Origin of the sequence: Microbacterium sp. MYb54 (assembly GCF_002979515.1) — a bacterium.
GTDB lineage: Bacteria > Actinomycetota > Actinomycetes > Actinomycetales > Microbacteriaceae > Microbacterium.
Genome location: NZ_PCPA01000014.1, coordinates 1 through 18,117 on the forward strand (window position 1 = coordinate 1; position 18,117 = coordinate 18,117).

An 18,117-nucleotide genomic window follows, 5' to 3' on the forward strand; every position below is an offset into this window, starting at 1 on the left:
CCGTCCGCCCACGCCCGTCCGCCCCGCCTCCGCCCGCCCGCCGACGCCAACCTCGTTCCGGTCGCACTTGCTGCCGTCCGGAACGCGTTCGGCGCGGCAGGAACTGCGACCGCAACCGATCAGGGACCGGGCGTCAGAGCTTCCGGCTGCGGGGCATGAGCCGCACGGGCGGCAGCGGCGGGGCGGGGATGCGCACGTCGTGACCCTCGACCGCGCCGAAGCGCGTGGGCGCCGTGCCCGTCGCGGATTCCGCCTCCCACTCCTCGCGCGCCTCGACGATCTCGTCGTGCGTGCGGCCGGCGAAGTTCCACCACATCACGATGTCGTCCTCGAACGGCTCGCCGCCGAGCAGGAACAGCAGGGCGCCCTCGGTGCTCGACACCTCGACGACGTCGCGGGAGTCGCCGAGATAGAGAAGTCCGTTCCGGTCGAGTGGATGCTCGGCCACCACGGCATCGCCCTCGACGAGCATCAGCGCGTGCTCCCAGTCGGAACGCAGCGGCAGGCGCACGCGCGAACCGGGGGCGAGGACGATCTCGGCGCCGACGATCGGGGTGTGCACCGTGGCGGGCGAGCGCACGCCCGCGAGTTCGCCGAGCACGACGGTGGCTTCGGCATCCGCTCCCTCGTCGGCGGGGAGTGCAAGCGCGGGCAGGTCGGTGTGCCGTTCGAAGCCGGGGGCACCGTCGCGGGCGGAATCGGGCAGCACCACCCAGAACTGCAGCGCATCGAGGGGGATGGGTCCGTCGCCGATCGAGTACTCCGAGTGCGAGATGCCGTTGCCGGCGGTCATCAGGTTCAGCTGCCCGCGGCGCAGGTCGGCGTCGCTGCCGAGCGAGTCGCGGTGACGGATCTCGCCGACGAGGGGCCAGGTCACCGTCTGCAGTCCGATGTGCGGATGCGGTTCGACCCGCATCTTCGTGTCAGCAGGACCGAATCGGTCGAGGAAGCACCACGCCCCGATCGTCGGCAGGTTGCGATGCGGCAGTGCGCGCAGCACGTTCATGCCGCGAACCCCGCCGAGCGGCACCTCGCGCGGCTCGAGGATGAGGCGGTGCTGCCCGATCATTCCGCTCGGCCCGTCGGGTCCTCGTCCGCGGCGCCGACGGGTCCCGATGGGGCCTTCGGCCAGCGGATCTCGGCGCCGGGGACCTCGTGCGTCTCGAGGTACCTCGCGATGTACGGGCACAGCGGGACGATCGCGTCACCACGACCCGCGGCATCCGCCAGCGCAGCCGATGCCAGCTTCCCCGCCAGCCCCTGACCCTGGAAGGCAGGGTCGACCTCGGTGTGGATGAACCGGATGGAGCCTGGGCGGAGGTCGTACGCCGCGAAACCGGCGAGCACGTCGTCGGAGCGGATCTCGTAGCGCGACTCTTCGTCGTTGCGGGTCACGGTGATGTCGGTCATCGGATGCTCCTTCGAACGGGATGCCTCCAACCTACGCCCGCGTGCAAAGGGTGGGGCGGGCGCGGGGCTACGGCACGGGCAGGGCGATGTTGCTCACCTGGAACGCGACGGCCGCCCCGATCAGCACGAGAGAGATGCCCGATTCCGAGACCTTCGCCCGCTCACCTCTCACGCTGCCCACTTTAGGGCGGCCTGTGGATGAAGCGCCTCCCGCGTCGGCGGGGGTCGTTACGCTGGAGGGATGCCGCAGACTCCCCGTGACCCGTACGCGGACCTGCCGTACGCCGACGAGCCCTACGACGACGGCTGGGAGTTTTCCGTCCCACCGGAGCCGATGGACTGGGAACCGCAGGGCGCGGGCTTCGAGCCACCGCTCGACTGGGGCCAGGGGCCGGTCACGCCGGTGGCACCCACGGCCGCGGCACCGACCGCTCGCCGAGCGACGCCGAGTCGTTACCCGACCGCGCGCGAGGCCCTGCACACGGTCTTCGGCTACGACGAGTTCCGCGGCGATCAGGCCGACATCGTCGAGCAGGTCATCGCGGGCGGAGACGCCGTCGTCTTGATGCCGACCGGTGGCGGAAAGAGCATCACGTACCAGGTGCCGGCGCTCGTGCGCGAGGGCACGGGGCTGGTGATCAGCCCGCTCATCGCACTGATGCACGACCAGGTCGATGCGCTGCGGGCCAACGGTGTCAACGCCGCGTACCTCAACTCCACGCAGGCGATCGATGAGCGTCGCGAAGTCGAGCGGGCGTACGTCGCCGGCGAACTCGACCTCATCTATGTCGCCCCAGAGCGGCTGTCGAACGCACAGACCACGGCGCTGCTGCAACGCGGCACTCTCAGCGTGATCGCGATCGACGAGGCGCACTGCGTGTCGCAGTGGGGGCACGACTTCCGGCCCGACTACCTCGCGCTCGGCGACCTCGGCGAGCGGTTCCCCGGTGTTCCGCGCATGGCGCTCACGGCCACCGCGACCGCCGCGACGCACAAGGAGATCACCGAACGACTGCGCCTCGACGGTACTGGGGGAAGAGCGGCCGCGAAGCACTTCGTCGCGAGCTTCGATCGCCCGAACATCCAGTACCGCATCGTGCCGAAGGTCGATCCGCGCAAGCAGCTGGTGACCTTCATCAAGTCGCAGACCCCGGTGACCGACGACGGCGCGCAGCCCGCTGGCATCGTGTATGCGCTCAGTCGTAAGTCGGTCGAGCAGACCGCGACCTATCTCGCGGCGCAGGGGCTCGACGCGCTGCCGTATCACGCGGGTCTGCCCGCCGAAGTGCGTGCGGCCAACCAGTCGCGCTTCCTCCGTGAAGACGGCGTGGTCATGGTCGCGACCATCGCGTTCGGCATGGGCATCGACAAGCCCGACGTGCGCTTCGTCGCGCACATCGATCTGCCGAAGTCGGTCGAGGGGTATTACCAGGAGACCGGTCGTGCGGGTCGAGACGGCGAGCCCGCGGTGGCGTGGATGGCATACGGCCTCGGTGACGTCGTGCAGCAGCGCCGCCTGATCGACCAGAGCCCCGGCGACCGCACCTTCAAGATGCGGATGGGGCAGCACCTCGACGCGATGCTCGCGCTGTGCGAGACCGTGGAGTGCCGCCGGCAGAACCTGCTCGGCTACTTCGGACAGGAGTCGCAGCCGTGCGGCAACTGCGACACGTGTCTCGAAGACACTGAGACCTTCGACGGACTCGTCCCGGCGCAGAAGCTGCTCTCGACGATCGTGCGTCTTAAGCGCGAGCGCAACCAGTCGTTCGGCGCCGGTCATCTGATCGACATCCTCCGCGGCGGCTCGACCGAGCGCATCCGGCAGCAGGGGCACGACAAGCTCGCGACCTATGGCATCGGCAATGACCTCTCCGACCAGGACTGGCGCAGCATCGTGCGGCAGCTCCTCGCCCGGGGCATCCTGGTGGCGCAGGGCGACTACGGCACTCTCGCTCCCGGTGAGCAGGCGGCCGGAGTGCTGCGCGGCGAGACCGCGGTTCCGCTGCGCAAGGACACGATCGGGCGCCCGGCCTCGTCGACGCGGGCTCGCAAGGCCAGCGCCGCCGACTCTCTGGATGCGGGGGATCGCGGTCTGTTCGAGGCGCTGCGCGCCTGGCGGGCCGAGACCTCGAAGGAGCAGGGCGTTCCCGCGTACATCGTGTTCGGAGATGCCACGCTGCGCGCGCTCGCGGAGCATCGTCCGGCGTCGCTCGCCGACCTCGAGGGCATCACCGGCATCGGCGAGAAGAAGCGCCAGGCCTATGGCGAAGGCGTGCTGGCGGTCATCGCCGCAGACTGAGCCTCCCTGCCGAGTCAGTGCTGGGGCAGCACGTCTTCGAGGTGGGCGCGCAGCTGGGCGGCGATGTCGAGCCGTTCCCTGTCGTACAGCCACTGGTATTGCAGGCCGTCCCACATCGCGATGAGCCAGGTGGCCTCGTGTGCGGGGTCGCGGTGCGCAGGCAGGTCGCCATCGATCTGGGCGAGGCGGAAGAGCTCGGTGAAGTACTCGAGAGCGTTCGCGAACCGCGTGGCGAAGTACTCGTGCGCAGGGTGCGTCGAGGGCACGGCTTCGCACGACAGCACGGCGTAGACCTCGATCAGGCCGGGTTGTTCGTGTGCGCCGAGCTCGGCACCGTCCGGGATTCCGCGGAGCACCTCGCCAGCGGAGGCGGCGCCGGTGAACCCCTTGTTCTCGTTGATGGCGCTGTCGCGTTCGGTGAGGACGGCGCTGAGCAGCACCTCCTTCGAGGGGTAGTGGTGCAGCAGCGTCGACTTCGAGACGCCGACCGCCGTCGCGATGTCCTGCAAGCTGGTGTCGCCGTAGCCGTCGCGGGAGAACAAGCGCATCGCGTCGGCGAGGATCTGCGCGCGGCGACGCCGGCCGACCGCGTATCCCGGGTCGGTGTCCGGTGCGACGGCGGTGCGCAGCTCGGGAATGGGCCCTGACGGGGCATCGGATCCGGTCTCGTCGTCCGGGTCGCGCCAGGCGAGCGGCAGAGCCCACAGGTTCTCGCGCTCCTGGAGCATCTCCACCACGTCGACCCGATCCGGAAGGTACTGCGAGAGCAGCTGCAGTCCATCCCAGCCTGCCGTGTGCCGCACCGTCTCGCCATCGACGTCGCGGTCCGCCGCGATCACACCGTGGTACTTCGCGTCTTCCAGGACGTCGATGCTCAGTGCACGCAGCCGGCAGTACCGATCGCGCATCCGCTCGTGCGCGGGGTGGCCGGGGGCCGAGGCCTCGCCCGTGAGCGCAGCGAAGAGTTCGAGGTAGCCCTCGGTGTGTGCGTTGCGCTCGGCGATGCCGGCGAAGACCAGCTCGCCTGGTTCGGATGCCGCGGCGATCGCGCTGAAGACCGTCTCGTTGTCGGCCTCGAGTCCCGCGACGACCTCGGCGAGCAGATCGTCCTTCGAGGCGAAGTGGCCGAGGAGGCCGGGGTGGCTGACGGATGCGGCTGCGGCGATGTCGCGCAGCGAGGTCGAGCGGTAGCCGCGGGTGACGAACAGGTCATGCGCGGCGGAGAGGATGCGCTGCCGTGTCGCCGCGGCGCGATCATGCCGTGAGCCGGTCGCTGTCGTCGTCGTCATCGCATCCTCCTTTCTGCATCCTATCCTCGCTCATTACCAACCGGTCTACTTTCAGTTACCAGATGGTCGATATTGGTGTATCGTCATCCCAGAACCGCGTCGCCCGAAGACGTGCGGTGAATCGAAAGGACTGTCATGACAGAGCTGTCATCCGCCGCCGCTGCGGCCGCGGTCGGCACCACCGGGTTCAAGGCCCCCGGAACCACGCCGCCGAAGACCCCGCGCGGCTACACGCCGGGCCTCGCCGCCGTGAACTTCGGCGTCTATCTCGCCCTTCTCACGCCCGTCATGGTGTCGATGGCGTTCAAGATCCAGCACATCGACCCGGTCAACACCGAGGGCAGCCTCGGGCTCGTGATGGGCGTCGGCGCGATCTTCGCCCTCATCGCGAACCCGCTCGTGGGCCGACTCTCCGACCGCACCACCTCGCGGTGGGGTATGCGTCGCCCGTGGATCCTCGGCGGCGCGATCGTGGGTGTCGGTGGATTCGTCCTCATCGGCTCCGCCACCTCGGTCTGGATGGTGCTGCTCGCCTGGTGCCTCGTGCAGACCTCGATGAACGCCGTGCTCGCCGCGGCCAACGCCACCCTGCCCGATCAGGTGCCGGTCACCAGCCGTGGCAAGGTGTCGGGCATCATCGGCATCACGACCCCGATCGGCATCCTCGCCGGCAGTCTCCTGGTCAACTTCCTGCCCGGCGACTTCGAGCGCTTCGTCGTGCCCGGCGTGATCGCGCTGATCCTCGTGATCGTGTTCGTGCTCACCCTCAAGGACCGCCGGCTCACCGAGAAGCCCGCCGAGAAGTTCACGGTCGCGATGTTCTTCGGCTCCTTCGTGTTCAACCCGCGCAAGCACCCCGACTTCGGCTGGACCTGGCTGACCAAGTTCTTCGTGATGTTCGGCTATGCCGGCATCGCCACATTCCTGCCGCTGTACCTCATCACCAAGTTCGGTCTCGACGAGCAGGGCGCGGTCGGCATCATCCTGGCCGCCAACCTCGCCTCGATGGCCGCGATGGCGATCTCGTCGCCGCTGGGCGGATTCCTCTCCGACAAGATCGGCAAGCGTCGTCCGTTCGTCGCGATCGCCGGCGTGATCATGGTGGTGGGTCTCGTCATCCTCGCCGTCGCTCCCGACGTCACGACCGTCATCATCGCGCAGGCGATCATCGGCCTCGGAGCCGGATCCTTCCTCTCGGTCGACCTCGCCCTCGCCACCGAGGTGCTCCCCAACCCCGACGACGTGGCGAAGGACCTCGGTGTGCTGAACATCGCCAACGCCCTGCCGCAGTCGATCGCCCCCGCCATCGCTCCCGGCATCATCGCCATCGGCGCCGCCACCCCGCTCGGGGGATACACCACCTGGTACCTGTTCGGCGCTGTCGTCGCGCTGGCCGGCGCCGTTCTCGTCTACCGCATCAAGGGAGTCAAGTGACCATGACCGACACCACCACCGCGCGCCCCTGGCTCGACGCCGACCTCTCCGTCGACGAGCGGGTGCAGCTGCTGCTCGACGCCATGACGATCGAGGAGAAGGCCGGGCTCTTCTTCCACACCATGATCGCGATCGGCGACCTCGAAGAGCCCAACCCGATCTTCGCGACGCCCTCCGCCCGCGAGTTCCTCGAGACCAAGCGGATGACGCACTTCAACCTGCTCGGTGCTGCGCCGACCGGCCGGGAGATCGCGGCATGGCAGAACGCGCTGCAGCGGCTCGCGGCATCCACGCGCCTCGGCATCCCCGTCACGCTGTCAACCGATCCGCGGCACTCGTTCAGTGAGAACCCCGGCGCGTCGATCCTGGCCGGCCCGTTCTCGCAGTGGCCGGAGACCCTCGGCCTCGCCGCGACCCGTGACGAGGAGCTCGTCGAGCGTTTCGCGGACATCGCCCGTCAGGAGTACACGGCGGTCGGGCTGCGCGTAGCTCTGCACCCGCAGGTGGACCTCGCGACCGAGCCCCGCTGGGCGCGGCAGACGGCGACCTTCGGCGAAGACGCCGAGCTCTCCGGCAAGCTCGGTGCGGCCTACATCCGGGGATTCCAGGGCGCATCGTTCGGCCCCGGCTCGGTATCGACCATGACCAAGCACTTCCCCGGGGGTGGACCGCAGAAGGACGGCGAAGACCCGCACTTCCCCTACGGCCGTGAGCAGGTCTATCCTGGCGGCGAGTTCGAGCTTCACCTGAAGCCGTTCGAAGACGCGCTCGCCGCGGGCACCAGGCAGATGATGCCGTACTACGGGATGCCCGTCGGCACCGAGTACGAGGAGGTGGGATTCGGGTTCAACAAGTCCGTGATCACCGGCCTGCTGCGTGAGCGCTACGGCTTCGATGGTCTCGTGTGCACCGACTGGGGTCTGATCAGCGACTCCGAGATCTTCGGCCAGCCGTTCCCGGCTCGTGCCTGGGGCGTCGAAGACCTCACGCCGCGTGAGCGGATGAAGAAGGTGCTGGATGCCGGTGCCGACCAGTTCGGCGGCGAGGCGAACCCGGAGCTCCTGCTCGAGCTCATCGCGGACGGCGAGGTGACCGAGGCCCGTCTCGACGTCTCGGCACGACGCATCCTGCGCGAGAAGTTCGAGCTCGGACTGTTCGAGAACCCGTACGTGGACGAGGACGCCGCCGACGACATCGTCGGTCGCGCCGAGTTCCGCACCGCCGGCGAAGACGCCCAGCGCGCATCGATCACGGTGCTCGCGAACGACGGTGCTCTGCCGTTCGCCCGCGGCCGGAAGATCTATGTCGAAGGCATCGACGCCGAGGTGGCTGCGTCCTTCGGGGAGATCGTCGAGACGCCGAGCGAGGCAGACCTGGCGATCATCCGCCTGCAGGCTCCGTTCGAGGAGCGCGCGACGATGTTCGAGAACTTCTTCCACGCAGGTTCGCTCGCGTTCTCGGACGAGGTGATCGCGCATGTTCGCGAAGTCGCCGCCGCCGTGCCGACCGTGGTCGATGTGCTCGCCGACCGCCCGCCGATCCTGACGCCGATCGCCGAGGTCGCAGCCGCAGTGACCGTGAACTGGGGTGCATCGGGCGCAGCTCTGCTCGACGTCCTGAGCGGCACGGTGGCGGCTCGGGGCAAGCTGCCCTTCGACCTGCCGCGGTCGATGGCCGCCGTCGAGGCCTCGCGTCCCGACGTGCCGTTCGACACCGCTGACCCGCTGTTCCGCTTCGGCCACGGGCTCTCGCTGTAGTCCGCGGAGCACGTTCAAGAACCGCCCCGCACGCTTCAGCGTGCGGGGCGGTTTCGTCGTCCCCGGGAGGTCTCGCGGGCCGCACTCAGCGCGCCATGCAGTCGCCGAGTTTCGAAATGTCTCCCGCGATGGCGGTCGCCGGATGATTTCTGGACGAATGCTGGACTTCTCATTCGCGATCCCGTAAGAATGAGCGCAACATCGCTCGGCCGACAGATGTCGACCCGTGGGGGGGCCATGTGACGCGGAAGATCGCATCACACGGGAGTAGCGAATGGAATTGCAGGAGAGGTCTCTGCGGCGACGCAGAGCTGTAGGAGGAGGCATCGCCGGCGTCACCGTCGGCGCGGTGATCCTCGCGAGTGCGCTGGTGCCGACGGCGGCGAATGCGCTGGACGCGGCGAATCCGAACGATCCGTCGGTCGCGCAGGGGCAGATCATCGAGCTGCCCGCCGCACTGCTCGGCGGACTCGACATCGCGGCGCTCGGTCACACGCTGACCAGCAACCCCGCGGCCCCGGGCTCCGAGCTCGGCGGGCTGGATGTCGGGTTGCTCGAAGCGCTCAACATCGACGTCGGGACCTTGAACATCGCGCTGCTGACCGACGGCACCACGCCCGGTCTGCTGCAGCTCGGTGACCTGGGGGCTGCGCAGAGCTTCAGCTCGTCGCCGACGCAGACGCAGTCGATCGCATCCTCGGGAACCATCACCTCGGGTGGAGCGATCGACACCGGCGCCATCGACGGCAGCGTGGACCCCGGCACCCTCGAACTCACCGATCTCTTCGACCAGCTCAACGTGGCCGGCCTCACCGACGCGGTCCTCGATCAGGCATCGGTGGGCATCGGCGCGCTCGCATCGCGCGCCGAGTCGAACGCCGGCACCGTCACGTCCGAGTACCGCATCGCCGATCTGAACCTCGATCTGCACAGCAACCTGGTCGCCGGGCTCTCGGGCACGCTCGCCGCGGCGATCCAGGGCACGGTGACGCCCGTGAGCAACCTCGCCGGTCCCGGCGGGGCGCTGACGGCACTCGTCACGACCCTCGTGAACACGATCAACGCGATCCCGGATGTGCCGCTCCTCGCGGCCTTCACCGCGACCGGAGGGACGGTCGGGATCGCCGGACTCGACACGGTCGGGCAGACCGTGACGACCCAGGTGCTGCAGACGCCGCTGGAGAACACGACGGGTTCGGTGCTCGTCGATCTGAGCACCGGGACGGTCTCGGTCGACCTCGCCAAGATCCTCGTCGAGACGGGTGCGGGCGCGAACCTGAACACCCTGCCGGCGAACACCCCGGTGCTTTCGGCCACGACGATCTCCGCGATCCAGCAGGGAATCACCTCGGCCCTCACCGGCACCCACCCGAACAGCCTCAACGGCAAGGTCTCCACGATCCTGAAGTCGACGCTCGATGCGCTCCAGGTGACGCTGACCGTGGGGGTCGACCTCACGGTTCCGCTCACCGGAACTCCGCTCGTCTCGGGTGACGTGACCGTCAAGGGCTCGCTCGCGCAGTTCGCGGGCACCGCCACTCCGGTCCCCGTGGTCACGACCGACATCACCCTCGCCGGCCTCAACATCGGGCTGCTCCTCAATCCCGTGGTCGCCGCGGTCACGAATGCGGTCGCCACCACGACCGGTCCGCTCGTGAACACCGCGTTGAACAGCGTGATCCCGCTCGTGCAGCCGGCGCTCGCCGCGCTCACCGGTCCCGTGCTCACGACGCTCGACCCCGTGCTCCAGGGCGTGCTGGCGGGGGTCGCGACCATCACGATCAACGAACAACCGGCCACGGGCGACATTCCCGGAGGCAGCTTCACCGTGCGGGCCCTCGGAGTGAATCTGCTCCCTGCTGTCGGCGGTGGAGTCGCTCTCGACCTCGGGTCTTCGACGGTGAAGGCGGCAGCCGCCGCGGTCGCCGCGATCGATGCGGCCGCCACGGTTCAGGCGGGAACCAGCCTTCCCGTCACTGGATCCGGCTGGCCCGCGACCACCGACGTCACGGTGCAGCTGACGGCGCCGGGGGGTGCAGCGGTCGGTGATCCGGTGACGGCGACCACGGATGCGTCCGGTGGGCTCACGCTCTCCTACCCGGTTCCCGCATCGGCGGTACCGGGCACGGGCTACACGGCCACGGCGACCGCCGGGGCAGTCACGGCGACCGACACGACCGAAGTCACGGCCGCCGCGGCGATCGACGCCGCGCCCGCTGTGCAGGCAGGCACCGACCTCGCGGTCTCGGGAACGAACTGGCCCGCCACCACCCAGGTATCGGTGCAACTGCAGGCGCCCGGAGGCGGTGCGAACATCGGCGGCCCCGAGCTTGTGACCACCGACGCCTCCGGAACGTTCACGCTGGCCTACCCGGTCCCGGCGGGCACCCCCGCCGCCACCGGCTACACGGTCACCGCGACGGTCGGCACGCAGACGGCCACCGACACCACCGAGGTGACGGATGCGCCGGTCGCGGCGATCGACGCGGCGGCGACAGGTCAGGCGGGCACGAGTCTCCCGGTCACGGGCGCGAACTGGCCGGCCAACACCGCGGTGTCGGTGCAGCTGACCGCACCCGGCGGCGGCGCGAACATCGGCGGTCCGGAGACGGTGACGACGAACGCATCCGGTGCGTTCACGCTCGACTACCCGGTTCCGGCATCCGCTGCGCCTGGCACCGCCTACACGGTCACGGGCACGGCTGGTGCGATCACGGCGATCGACACCACCGAGGTGACGGCCGCTGCGGCCGTTGACGCGGCGGCAACCGTGCAGGCGGGGACGAGTCTTCCGGTGGCGGGCACGAACTGGCCGGCGACGACGCAGGTCTCGGTGCAGCTGACGGCTCCCGGCGGTGGGAACATCGGTGGCCCGGTGACGGTCACGACAGATGCCTCCGGCGGTTTCACCGTCGACTATCCGGTTCCCGCATCCGCGACACCGGGCACGGGTTACACCGTGACGGCGACCGTGGGCACTCAGATCGCCACGGACACGACCGAGGTCACGGCCGCGGCGGCGATCGATGCGGCGGCGACGGTCCAGGCGGGTGCGAGCCTTCCGGTCACGGGCACGAATTGGCCGGCGACCACCGAAGTGTCGGTGCAGCTGACGGCTCCCGGCGGCGGGAACGTCGGAGGACCCGAGACCGTCACGACCGACGCATCCGGCGGGTTCACGCTCGACTATCCGGTGCCTGCATCAGCCACGCCCGGCACCGGCTACACGGTGACCGCGAACGTCGGCGCGCAGACCGCGACCGACACGACGGCAGTGACCGCGGCGGCGACCGTCGATGCGGCGGCGACCGTGCAGGCGGGTAGCGATCTGCCCGTCGCAGGGACGAACTGGCCGGCGGACACCGAGGTGTCGGTGCAGCTGACCGCTCCCGGCGGCGCCGTCATCGGCACGCCTCGGACGGCCACGACGGGTGGGCTCGGGGCGTTCACGCTCGACTACCCGGTACCGGCGGGCACCCCTGCGGGGACCGGGTACACGGTCACGGCCTCTGTGGGCGCGCAGACGGCGACCGACACGACGGAGGTCACCGCGGCTCCGGTCGTGGTCGATGCGGCACCGACGGTTCCTGCGGGAACCAACCTCGCCGTCACAGGCACGGGCTGGCCGGTGAGTTCCACGGTGTCGCTGCAGTTGACGGCACCGGGCGGCGGGGCGAACGTCGGCGGTCCGGTGACCGCGTCGACCGACGCGTCCGGCGCCTTCACGGCGAGCTATCCGGTCCCGATCGGCACGACGCCCGGCACGGGGTACACGCTCACCGCGACAGCGGGGGCGGTCACCGGATCGGACACCACCGAGGTGACGGCGGGCACTCCCGGCGACGTCAACACGAACGCGGCAGCCTCGGCATCCGCTTCGGCTGATGCCACCGCTGACGGCGACCCGTCGGCGCAAGCCGCTGCGGAAGCTGCGGCGCTCGCCGATGCGACCTCCAACGCCTCTGCCGCGGCGACGGCCGATGCCACGGCGGCCGCTCAGGCGGCGGCGACGACCGATGCCTCGACGACCGCGTCGACGGATGCGACCTCGACGGCGAACGCCTCGGCGGCAGTGGCTGCTCAGGCGGCAGCGCAGGCGGATGCCTCGGACGACACGAATGCCGCGGCCTCGGCCGTGGCGAACGCGAACTCGTCGGCCTCGTCGGAATCGGCAGCGACCACGGATTCGTCCACGGATGCTTCTTCCGAGGCCGCAGCCAACACGAACGCCGCAGCATCGGCCTCCGCCTCGGCGAACGCCGACGCCTCCACCGATGCGGTCGCTGAGGCCTCGGCCCAGGCGGCGGCGTTCGCAGATGCGACGGCCGAGGGATCGGCTGCTGCTGATCCGGCTGCGGAGGCCGCGGCGCAATCGGCAGCGACGGCGACGTCGTCGACGGCGGCGACAGCGGATGCCACCTCGGAGGCGAACGCCGGTGCGGCGATCGCAGCCCAGGCGGCGGCACTGGCCGACGCGACGACGAACACCGCGGCCGAGGCTTCGGCGACGTCGGATGCCAGCACGAGTGCGGCCTCGAATTCGAGCGCGGCAGCCATCGCGAACGCCTCGACCGATGCGTCTTCGGATGCGGTCGCTTCTGCGGACGCATCTGCGGAGATCAACACGAACGCCTCGGCGTCGGCGTCGGCTTCTGCGCAGGCCGATGACGACAGCAACGCCTCAGCTGAGGCGGCGGCTGTGGCCGCGGCTCTCGCGGACGCGACCAGTCAGGCCTCTGCTGCGGCGGATGTGTCGGCCACTGCCGCAGCTCAGGCCGCGGCGACCACCGATGCGTCGACGGATGCTTCGACGACCGCCACCACGGCCGCCAACGCCTCGGCCGCTGCGGCGGCGCAGGCTGCGGCGCAGAACGACGCGACCTCCACGAGTGCGGCTGATGCCTCGGCTTCGGCCGACGCGGACCCGAACGCCTCGGCGGCTGCGGCGGCCAACGCCTCGTCGTCGGCCACGGCTTCCGCATCGGCAGCCGCTGATGCCTCGGCAGAGGCGACGGCTGCGGCATCCGCTTCGGCCACGGCATCGGCATCTGCCGACGCAGCGGCCGATCCGACCGGGAACATCGCCATCGCGCTCAAGTCCCCGGTGCTGGAACGCGGCAAGCAGCAGACCGCGGTCGGCACGGGCTTCCAGCCCGGCGAGAGGGTCACCGGTGTGATGGCCTCCGACCCGATCGCGCTGGGCAGCCAGGTCGCGAACGCGCAGGGCACGGTCACCTTCACCTGGACGGTCCCGTCCGCCACCGATCTCGGAACGCACGCCGTGACGCTGACCGGTGCGAGCTCCGGCAGCGTGTCGGCCTCGTTCCAGGTGGTGGCATCGGGCCTGGCCACGACCGGTGGACAGGTGCAGAGCGGATGGATCGCTCTGGCCGCACTGCTCCTGGTACTCGGCCTGGGGACGATGAGACTCGCGAGATCCCGACGACGACTGGTTCAGACGGAGTGATCGCGATGCAAGAACGCTGAGTGGTCGGGTCCGTTTCCCCACGGCGGTCCCGACCCTCGGCGGTACGGAGGGAAGTGAATGAGCACGAAACCCGAGTCCTCACCGGAGCTCGATGTGTCTGCATCGAAGGCAGCGGCCGCAGCGCGTCCGCGTCCGACCTGGTGGGTGAAGCTCATCGCCTTCGCGGCCTGCCTCCTGACCCTGTGGCACATAGGCGCCTCGTTCCTGTGGATCGCGCCGTACTCGGCGTTGCGGGAGATCCCCACGCAGGAGGTGCTCGCCGGCTACATGCTGCCGATGTTCGGCCAGTCGTGGAGCGTCTTCGCGCCGGAGCCCATCAACGGCGACTACCACTTCAACGTCCGCGCCGTCATCGAGAAAGACGGTGAGCAGGTCGAGACCGGCTGGGTGAGTGCCACCGATGTCGAACTCTCGATGATCCGCTACAACCTGTTCCCGCCGCGCGCCGGCATCCAGTCGAGCGAAGTGGCGAGCGGACAGATGAACGCCTACAACAAGTTGAACGCTGACCAGCAGGCCGTGGCCGGACTCGACTTCGCCGAAGATGACTGGGAAGAGTGGATGGTGCGCTCCTTCGATGAGCTCGAGGGCGACAATCCGTCGACCGAGAAGTACATGGCCGAGGAGCACCTCTCCACCGCATACGCGACCCAGGTGGCCTACGCGATCTGGGGAGCCGATGCCGTGGTGAAGGTGCAGTACCGCGTGAGTCGTCAGAACGTCGTCCCCTACGCTGACCGCAACGATCCGAGCGCCCAGCGTCCCGATCCCACGTTCTCGACCACCGGATGGCGCCTCCCCATAGAAGAGGAAGGACAGAGCCGCGAGAACTTCGCGAACACCTTCCGCGGACAGTTCGAGAGGATCCAGCCGTGAGCGCGCCGATCAAGACCGCGGCGTCGAAGGCCGAGGGGAAGAAGACGGAGACGAAGAAGAGGAAGGATGCTGCGCCGCGGAGCACGACGACGTCGGCGCCCTCCCCGGTGTCGACCCCTCCCGCTCCTCCTCGCGAACCTGTCCCGGCCCCGGCGAACACTGTGCCTCCGCGATCATTCGTCACCCGACTGCTGACGTTCGTCTCGTCGATGATCGGCGGCCTCTGGGCGATGGTGCTCTCGGCCGTCGACCGCATCTCGGCATTCGTCGGCGACTGGCTCTTCAACGGAAAGAAGGCGCTCTACGGGCTCGCCGTCACGCGCATCCTCTTCGGCGTCACCGCGATCGGTCTGCTCGCCTCCAACTTCACCACCCGTCTATACACCTTCGGGTCGGGCTCGGCCTGGAACGGCGAGCTCGCGGAGCCGGTGAGCGAGTTCCCGAAGATCTGGGTGTTCAGCGCCTTCCACGCCGCGATGGGCAACGATGCCCTCTACACGGCGCTCTATCTGCTCCTCGGGGTGCTCGCGGTGCTGTTCGTCCTCGGTTGGCGATTCCGGATCGTGCTCCCGATCTTCTTCTGCCTCTGGGTGGGCTTCATCGAGGCCAACGACATGGTGGGCGACCAGGGCGACAACATGTTCCGCATCGCCCTGTTCCTCCTGTTCTTCGCAGACCCGGCGGCCCGGTGGTCGCTGGACGCGAGGCGACGGGCGAAGTCGGGGGAGTGGTTCGCCCCGAACAGTCAACCGGCGCTGCTGGGGACGATGTTCCACAACCTCACTCTCGTCGCCCTCACCGCGCAGGTGTGCTTCGTCTACGCCTCCGGCGCGCTGTACAAGGCGGGCGGTGCACCGTGGGAAGAGGGGTACGCGGTCTACAACCCGCTGCAGACGGCACGGTTCGGAACGTGGCCGGTGCTGAGCGATCTCGTCACCACGTGGGGGCCGATGGTCACGGTCGCGAGCTGGGGATCGATCATCCTGCAGGTCGCGTTCCCGCTGATGCTGCTGACGCGTCCGACCCGGCTGATCGGGCTGCTGGGCATCCTCTCCTTCCACATCGGCATCGCCGTGCTCATGGGGCTGCCCTGGTTCTCGCTCACGATGATCGCGATCGACTCGATCTTCATCCGCGACCGGACCTGGGGGCGTCTGAGCGCCGGGACGAAGCGGCGGTGGCGGGAGGCGGCTGCCGCACCACCGTCGGCGACGCCGGAACCGACGTCGTCGGTCCGGACTGTGGTCTGACGACAACGGGGCGGGGAGATGTGCCCGCCGGTCGTTGGAGGATGCAGACAGAGCAGTTCGTCTGTGGTTGTGGCAGACCTACCATGGCAGTATCCCCACTTTCCCTCTGAGAGGAACGCTCATGGTCGACGCCGCCGTCCGTCCCAAGACGACTCGAACCCACACCGATGCCGCGGATGCGGACCTGCACGTCGATGTCGCCCGCATCAACGACGCCCTGATGGGCACGTGGGGCGATGTGCGTCGTCAGGCGCGCGAGATGATCAAGGACTCCGCGTTCTGGCGCAAGGACGAGCTCGGCAAAGACGAGCACCGTGAGCGCGTGCTCAGCCAGCTGCACCTCCTGGTCGAGAACAAGGCCGTGCATCGCGCCTTCCCCAAGTCGCTCGGCGGCGAGGAGAACAACGGGGCGAACATCGCGGGCTTCGAGGAGCTCGTGGTGGCCGACCCCAGCCTGCAGATCAAGTCGGGCGTGCAGTGGGGGCTCTTCGGTTCGGCGATCCTGCAGCTGGGCACGAAGGAGCACCACGAGAAGTGGCTCCCCGGCGTGATGGACCTCTCCATCCCCGGTGCCTTCGCCATGACCGAGATCGGGCACGGCTCCGACGTCGCGGCCGTCGGCACGACCGCGACGTACGACCCCGAGACGGAGGAATTCGTCATCAACACCCCGTTCCGCGCGGCGACGAAGGAGTACCTCGGAAACGCGGCGCTGCACGGCGTCGCAGCGACCGTGTTCGCGCAGCTGATCACGAATGGAGTGAGCCACGGCGTGCACTGCTTCTATGTGCCGCTGCGTGGCGAGGACGGCGTCGACCTTCCCGGCATCGGCCGCGAGGACGACGGACTCAAGGGCGGACTCAACGGCATCGACAACGGCCGCCTCTCGTTCGACCACGTGCGCATCCCGCGCACCAACCTGCTCGACCGCTACGGCGACGTCGCGGTCGACGGCACCTACTCCAGCGCGATCGACAGCCCTGGCCGCCGCTTCTTCACGATGCTCGGCACCCTGGTGCAGGGACGGGTGTCGCTCGACGGCGCAGCATCCTGGGCCTCGGCGCTCGGCCTGCACATCGCGATCACCTACGCCACCCAGCGCCGCCAGTTCGACGGTGCGGACGGGCAGGAGGTCGTGCTCATGGACTACGGCAAGCACCAGCGCCGTCTGCTCCCGCGACTGGCGACCACGTATGCGCAGATCTTCGCGCACGACGAGTTCCTGCAGAAGTTCGACGGCGTCTTCTCCGGTCGCACCGACACCCCGGCCGACCGGGAAGACCTCGAGACCCTCGCCGCGGCCCTCAAGCCGCTGTCGACCTGGCACGCGCTCGACACGCTGCAGGAGGCCCGCGAGGCCACCGGCGGCGCCGGCTTCATGTTCGAGAACCGTCTGGTCGGACTCCGCGCCGACCTCGACATCTACGTGACCTTCGAGGGCGACAACAACGTGCTGCTGCAGCTCGTCGGCAAGCGTCTGCTGACCGACTACGCCAAGCAGTTCCAGGGCAAGGACGCGGCGGCACTCGCGAAGTTCGCGGTCGGGATGACCGCGGGCAAGCTGTTCCACGGCGCCGGACTCCGCCAGCTCGGTCAGGCCGTCTCCGACTTCGGTCAGGTGGGCCGTTCGGTCGAGCGCGGCCTGCGCGAGGAGCAGCAGCACGATCTGCTCGCCGGCCGCGTGCAGCAGATGGTGGCCGACATCGCCTCCCGCCTGCGCCCCGGCGCGAAGGACAAGGCACTCGGCGCTCGCCTGTTCAACGAGAACCAGGCCGAGCTCATCGAAGCCGCCCGTGCACACGGAGAGCTGCTGCAGTGGGAGGCGTTCACCGACGCCGTGCACCAGATCGACGACGCCGACACCAAGAAGCTGCTCACCTGGCTGCGCGACCTGTTCGGTCTGCAGCTCATCGAGAAGCACCTCGCCTGGCACCTGATCAACGGACGCCTGTCGACCCAGCGCGCCGCGGCCGTGTCGAGCTACATCGACCGCCTGTGCGCGCGACTGCGCCCGTACTCGCTCGACCTGGTGAACGCGTTCGGCTATGAGTCGGAGCACGTGCGTGCGCCCATCGCGAGCGGGCTGGAGAAGCAGCGTCAGGACGAGGCCCGTGCCTACTACGCAGACCTCGAAGCGACGGGTCAGGCGCCGATCCAGGAGAAGGCGCTGAAGAAGAAGCAGCGCTGAGCGCGCGTCCTGCACGACATCTCGAAGGGGTTGGATCACACGAGCCAACCCCTTCGTAGTCGGTCGGCTCGGTCGCTGAGGAGCTTGCCGACGGGCGTGCCCTGCGCCGGACACGGGGTGGATCGA

10 protein-coding genes are annotated in these 18,117 nt (G+C 69.2%); 7 read left to right on the forward strand and 3 right to left on the reverse strand.

Going from position 1 to position 18,117, the window contains the following annotated elements; genetic code table 11:
* Positions 1-133: 133 nt before the first annotated feature.
* Positions 134-1,069, reverse strand: a complete 936-nt coding sequence (locus CQ040_RS14565) for a pirin family protein (protein ID WP_105527500.1) — start codon at positions 1,067-1,069, stop codon at positions 134-136.
* On the reverse strand, positions 1,066-1,410 hold the full coding sequence (locus CQ040_RS14570; protein WP_105527499.1) for a GNAT family N-acetyltransferase: 345 nt from the start codon (positions 1,408-1,410) through the stop codon (positions 1,066-1,068). The genes CQ040_RS14565 and CQ040_RS14570 overlap by 4 nt, the downstream gene beginning before the upstream one ends.
* 241 nt (positions 1,411-1,651) lie before the next feature.
* On the opposite strand from CQ040_RS14570, the gene recQ reads away from it, so the two are divergent.
* Positions 1,652-3,709, forward strand: a complete 2,058-nt coding sequence (gene recQ, locus CQ040_RS14575; RefSeq protein ID WP_105527498.1) for a DNA helicase RecQ — start codon at positions 1,652-1,654, stop codon at positions 3,707-3,709.
* Positions 3,710-3,723: 14 nt separating this feature from the next.
* Here recQ and CQ040_RS14580 read toward each other — a convergent pair whose 3' ends face one another.
* Positions 3,724-4,998, reverse strand: coding sequence for a TetR/AcrR family transcriptional regulator (locus tag CQ040_RS14580; RefSeq protein ID WP_105527497.1), 1,275 nt, complete (start codon positions 4,996-4,998; stop codon positions 3,724-3,726).
* Positions 4,999-5,133: 135 nt separating this feature from the next.
* Between CQ040_RS14580 and CQ040_RS14585 the strand changes: the two genes are divergently transcribed.
* From CQ040_RS14585 to CQ040_RS14610, 6 genes are all read left to right on the forward strand, one after another.
* A complete protein-coding gene (locus tag CQ040_RS14585) occupies positions 5,134-6,432 on the forward strand; it encodes an MFS transporter (protein ID WP_028503188.1) in 1,299 nt (432 codons plus the stop codon).
* 2 nt (positions 6,433-6,434) lie between these two features.
* Positions 6,435-8,189: a glycoside hydrolase family 3 protein gene (locus CQ040_RS14590; protein ID WP_105527496.1), complete on the forward strand. Its 1,755-nt coding sequence runs from the start codon at positions 6,435-6,437 to the stop codon at positions 8,187-8,189.
* Between the two features lie 274 nt (positions 8,190-8,463).
* Positions 8,464-13,656 carry a choice-of-anchor G family protein gene (locus CQ040_RS14595; protein WP_146113910.1) on the forward strand — a complete coding sequence of 1,731 codons (5,193 nt, stop codon included), beginning with the start codon at positions 8,464-8,466 and terminating at the stop codon, positions 13,654-13,656.
* A 78-nt stretch (positions 13,657-13,734) separates the two neighbouring features.
* The gene (locus CQ040_RS14600; protein WP_105527494.1) at positions 13,735-14,553 is read left to right on the forward strand and encodes a DUF5819 family protein; all 819 of its coding nucleotides are present in this window, start codon (positions 13,735-13,737) and stop codon (positions 14,551-14,553) included.
* Positions 14,550-15,803, forward strand: coding sequence for an HTTM domain-containing protein (locus CQ040_RS14605; RefSeq protein WP_105527493.1), 1,254 nt, complete (start codon positions 14,550-14,552; stop codon positions 15,801-15,803). Before CQ040_RS14600 ends, CQ040_RS14605 begins: the two co-directional genes overlap by 4 nt.
* A gap of 121 nt (positions 15,804-15,924) precedes the next feature.
* Positions 15,925-17,991 carry an acyl-CoA dehydrogenase gene (locus CQ040_RS14610; protein ID WP_105527492.1) on the forward strand — a complete coding sequence of 689 codons (2,067 nt, stop codon included), beginning with the start codon at positions 15,925-15,927 and terminating at the stop codon, positions 17,989-17,991.
* Positions 17,992-18,117 lie beyond the last annotated feature (126 nt).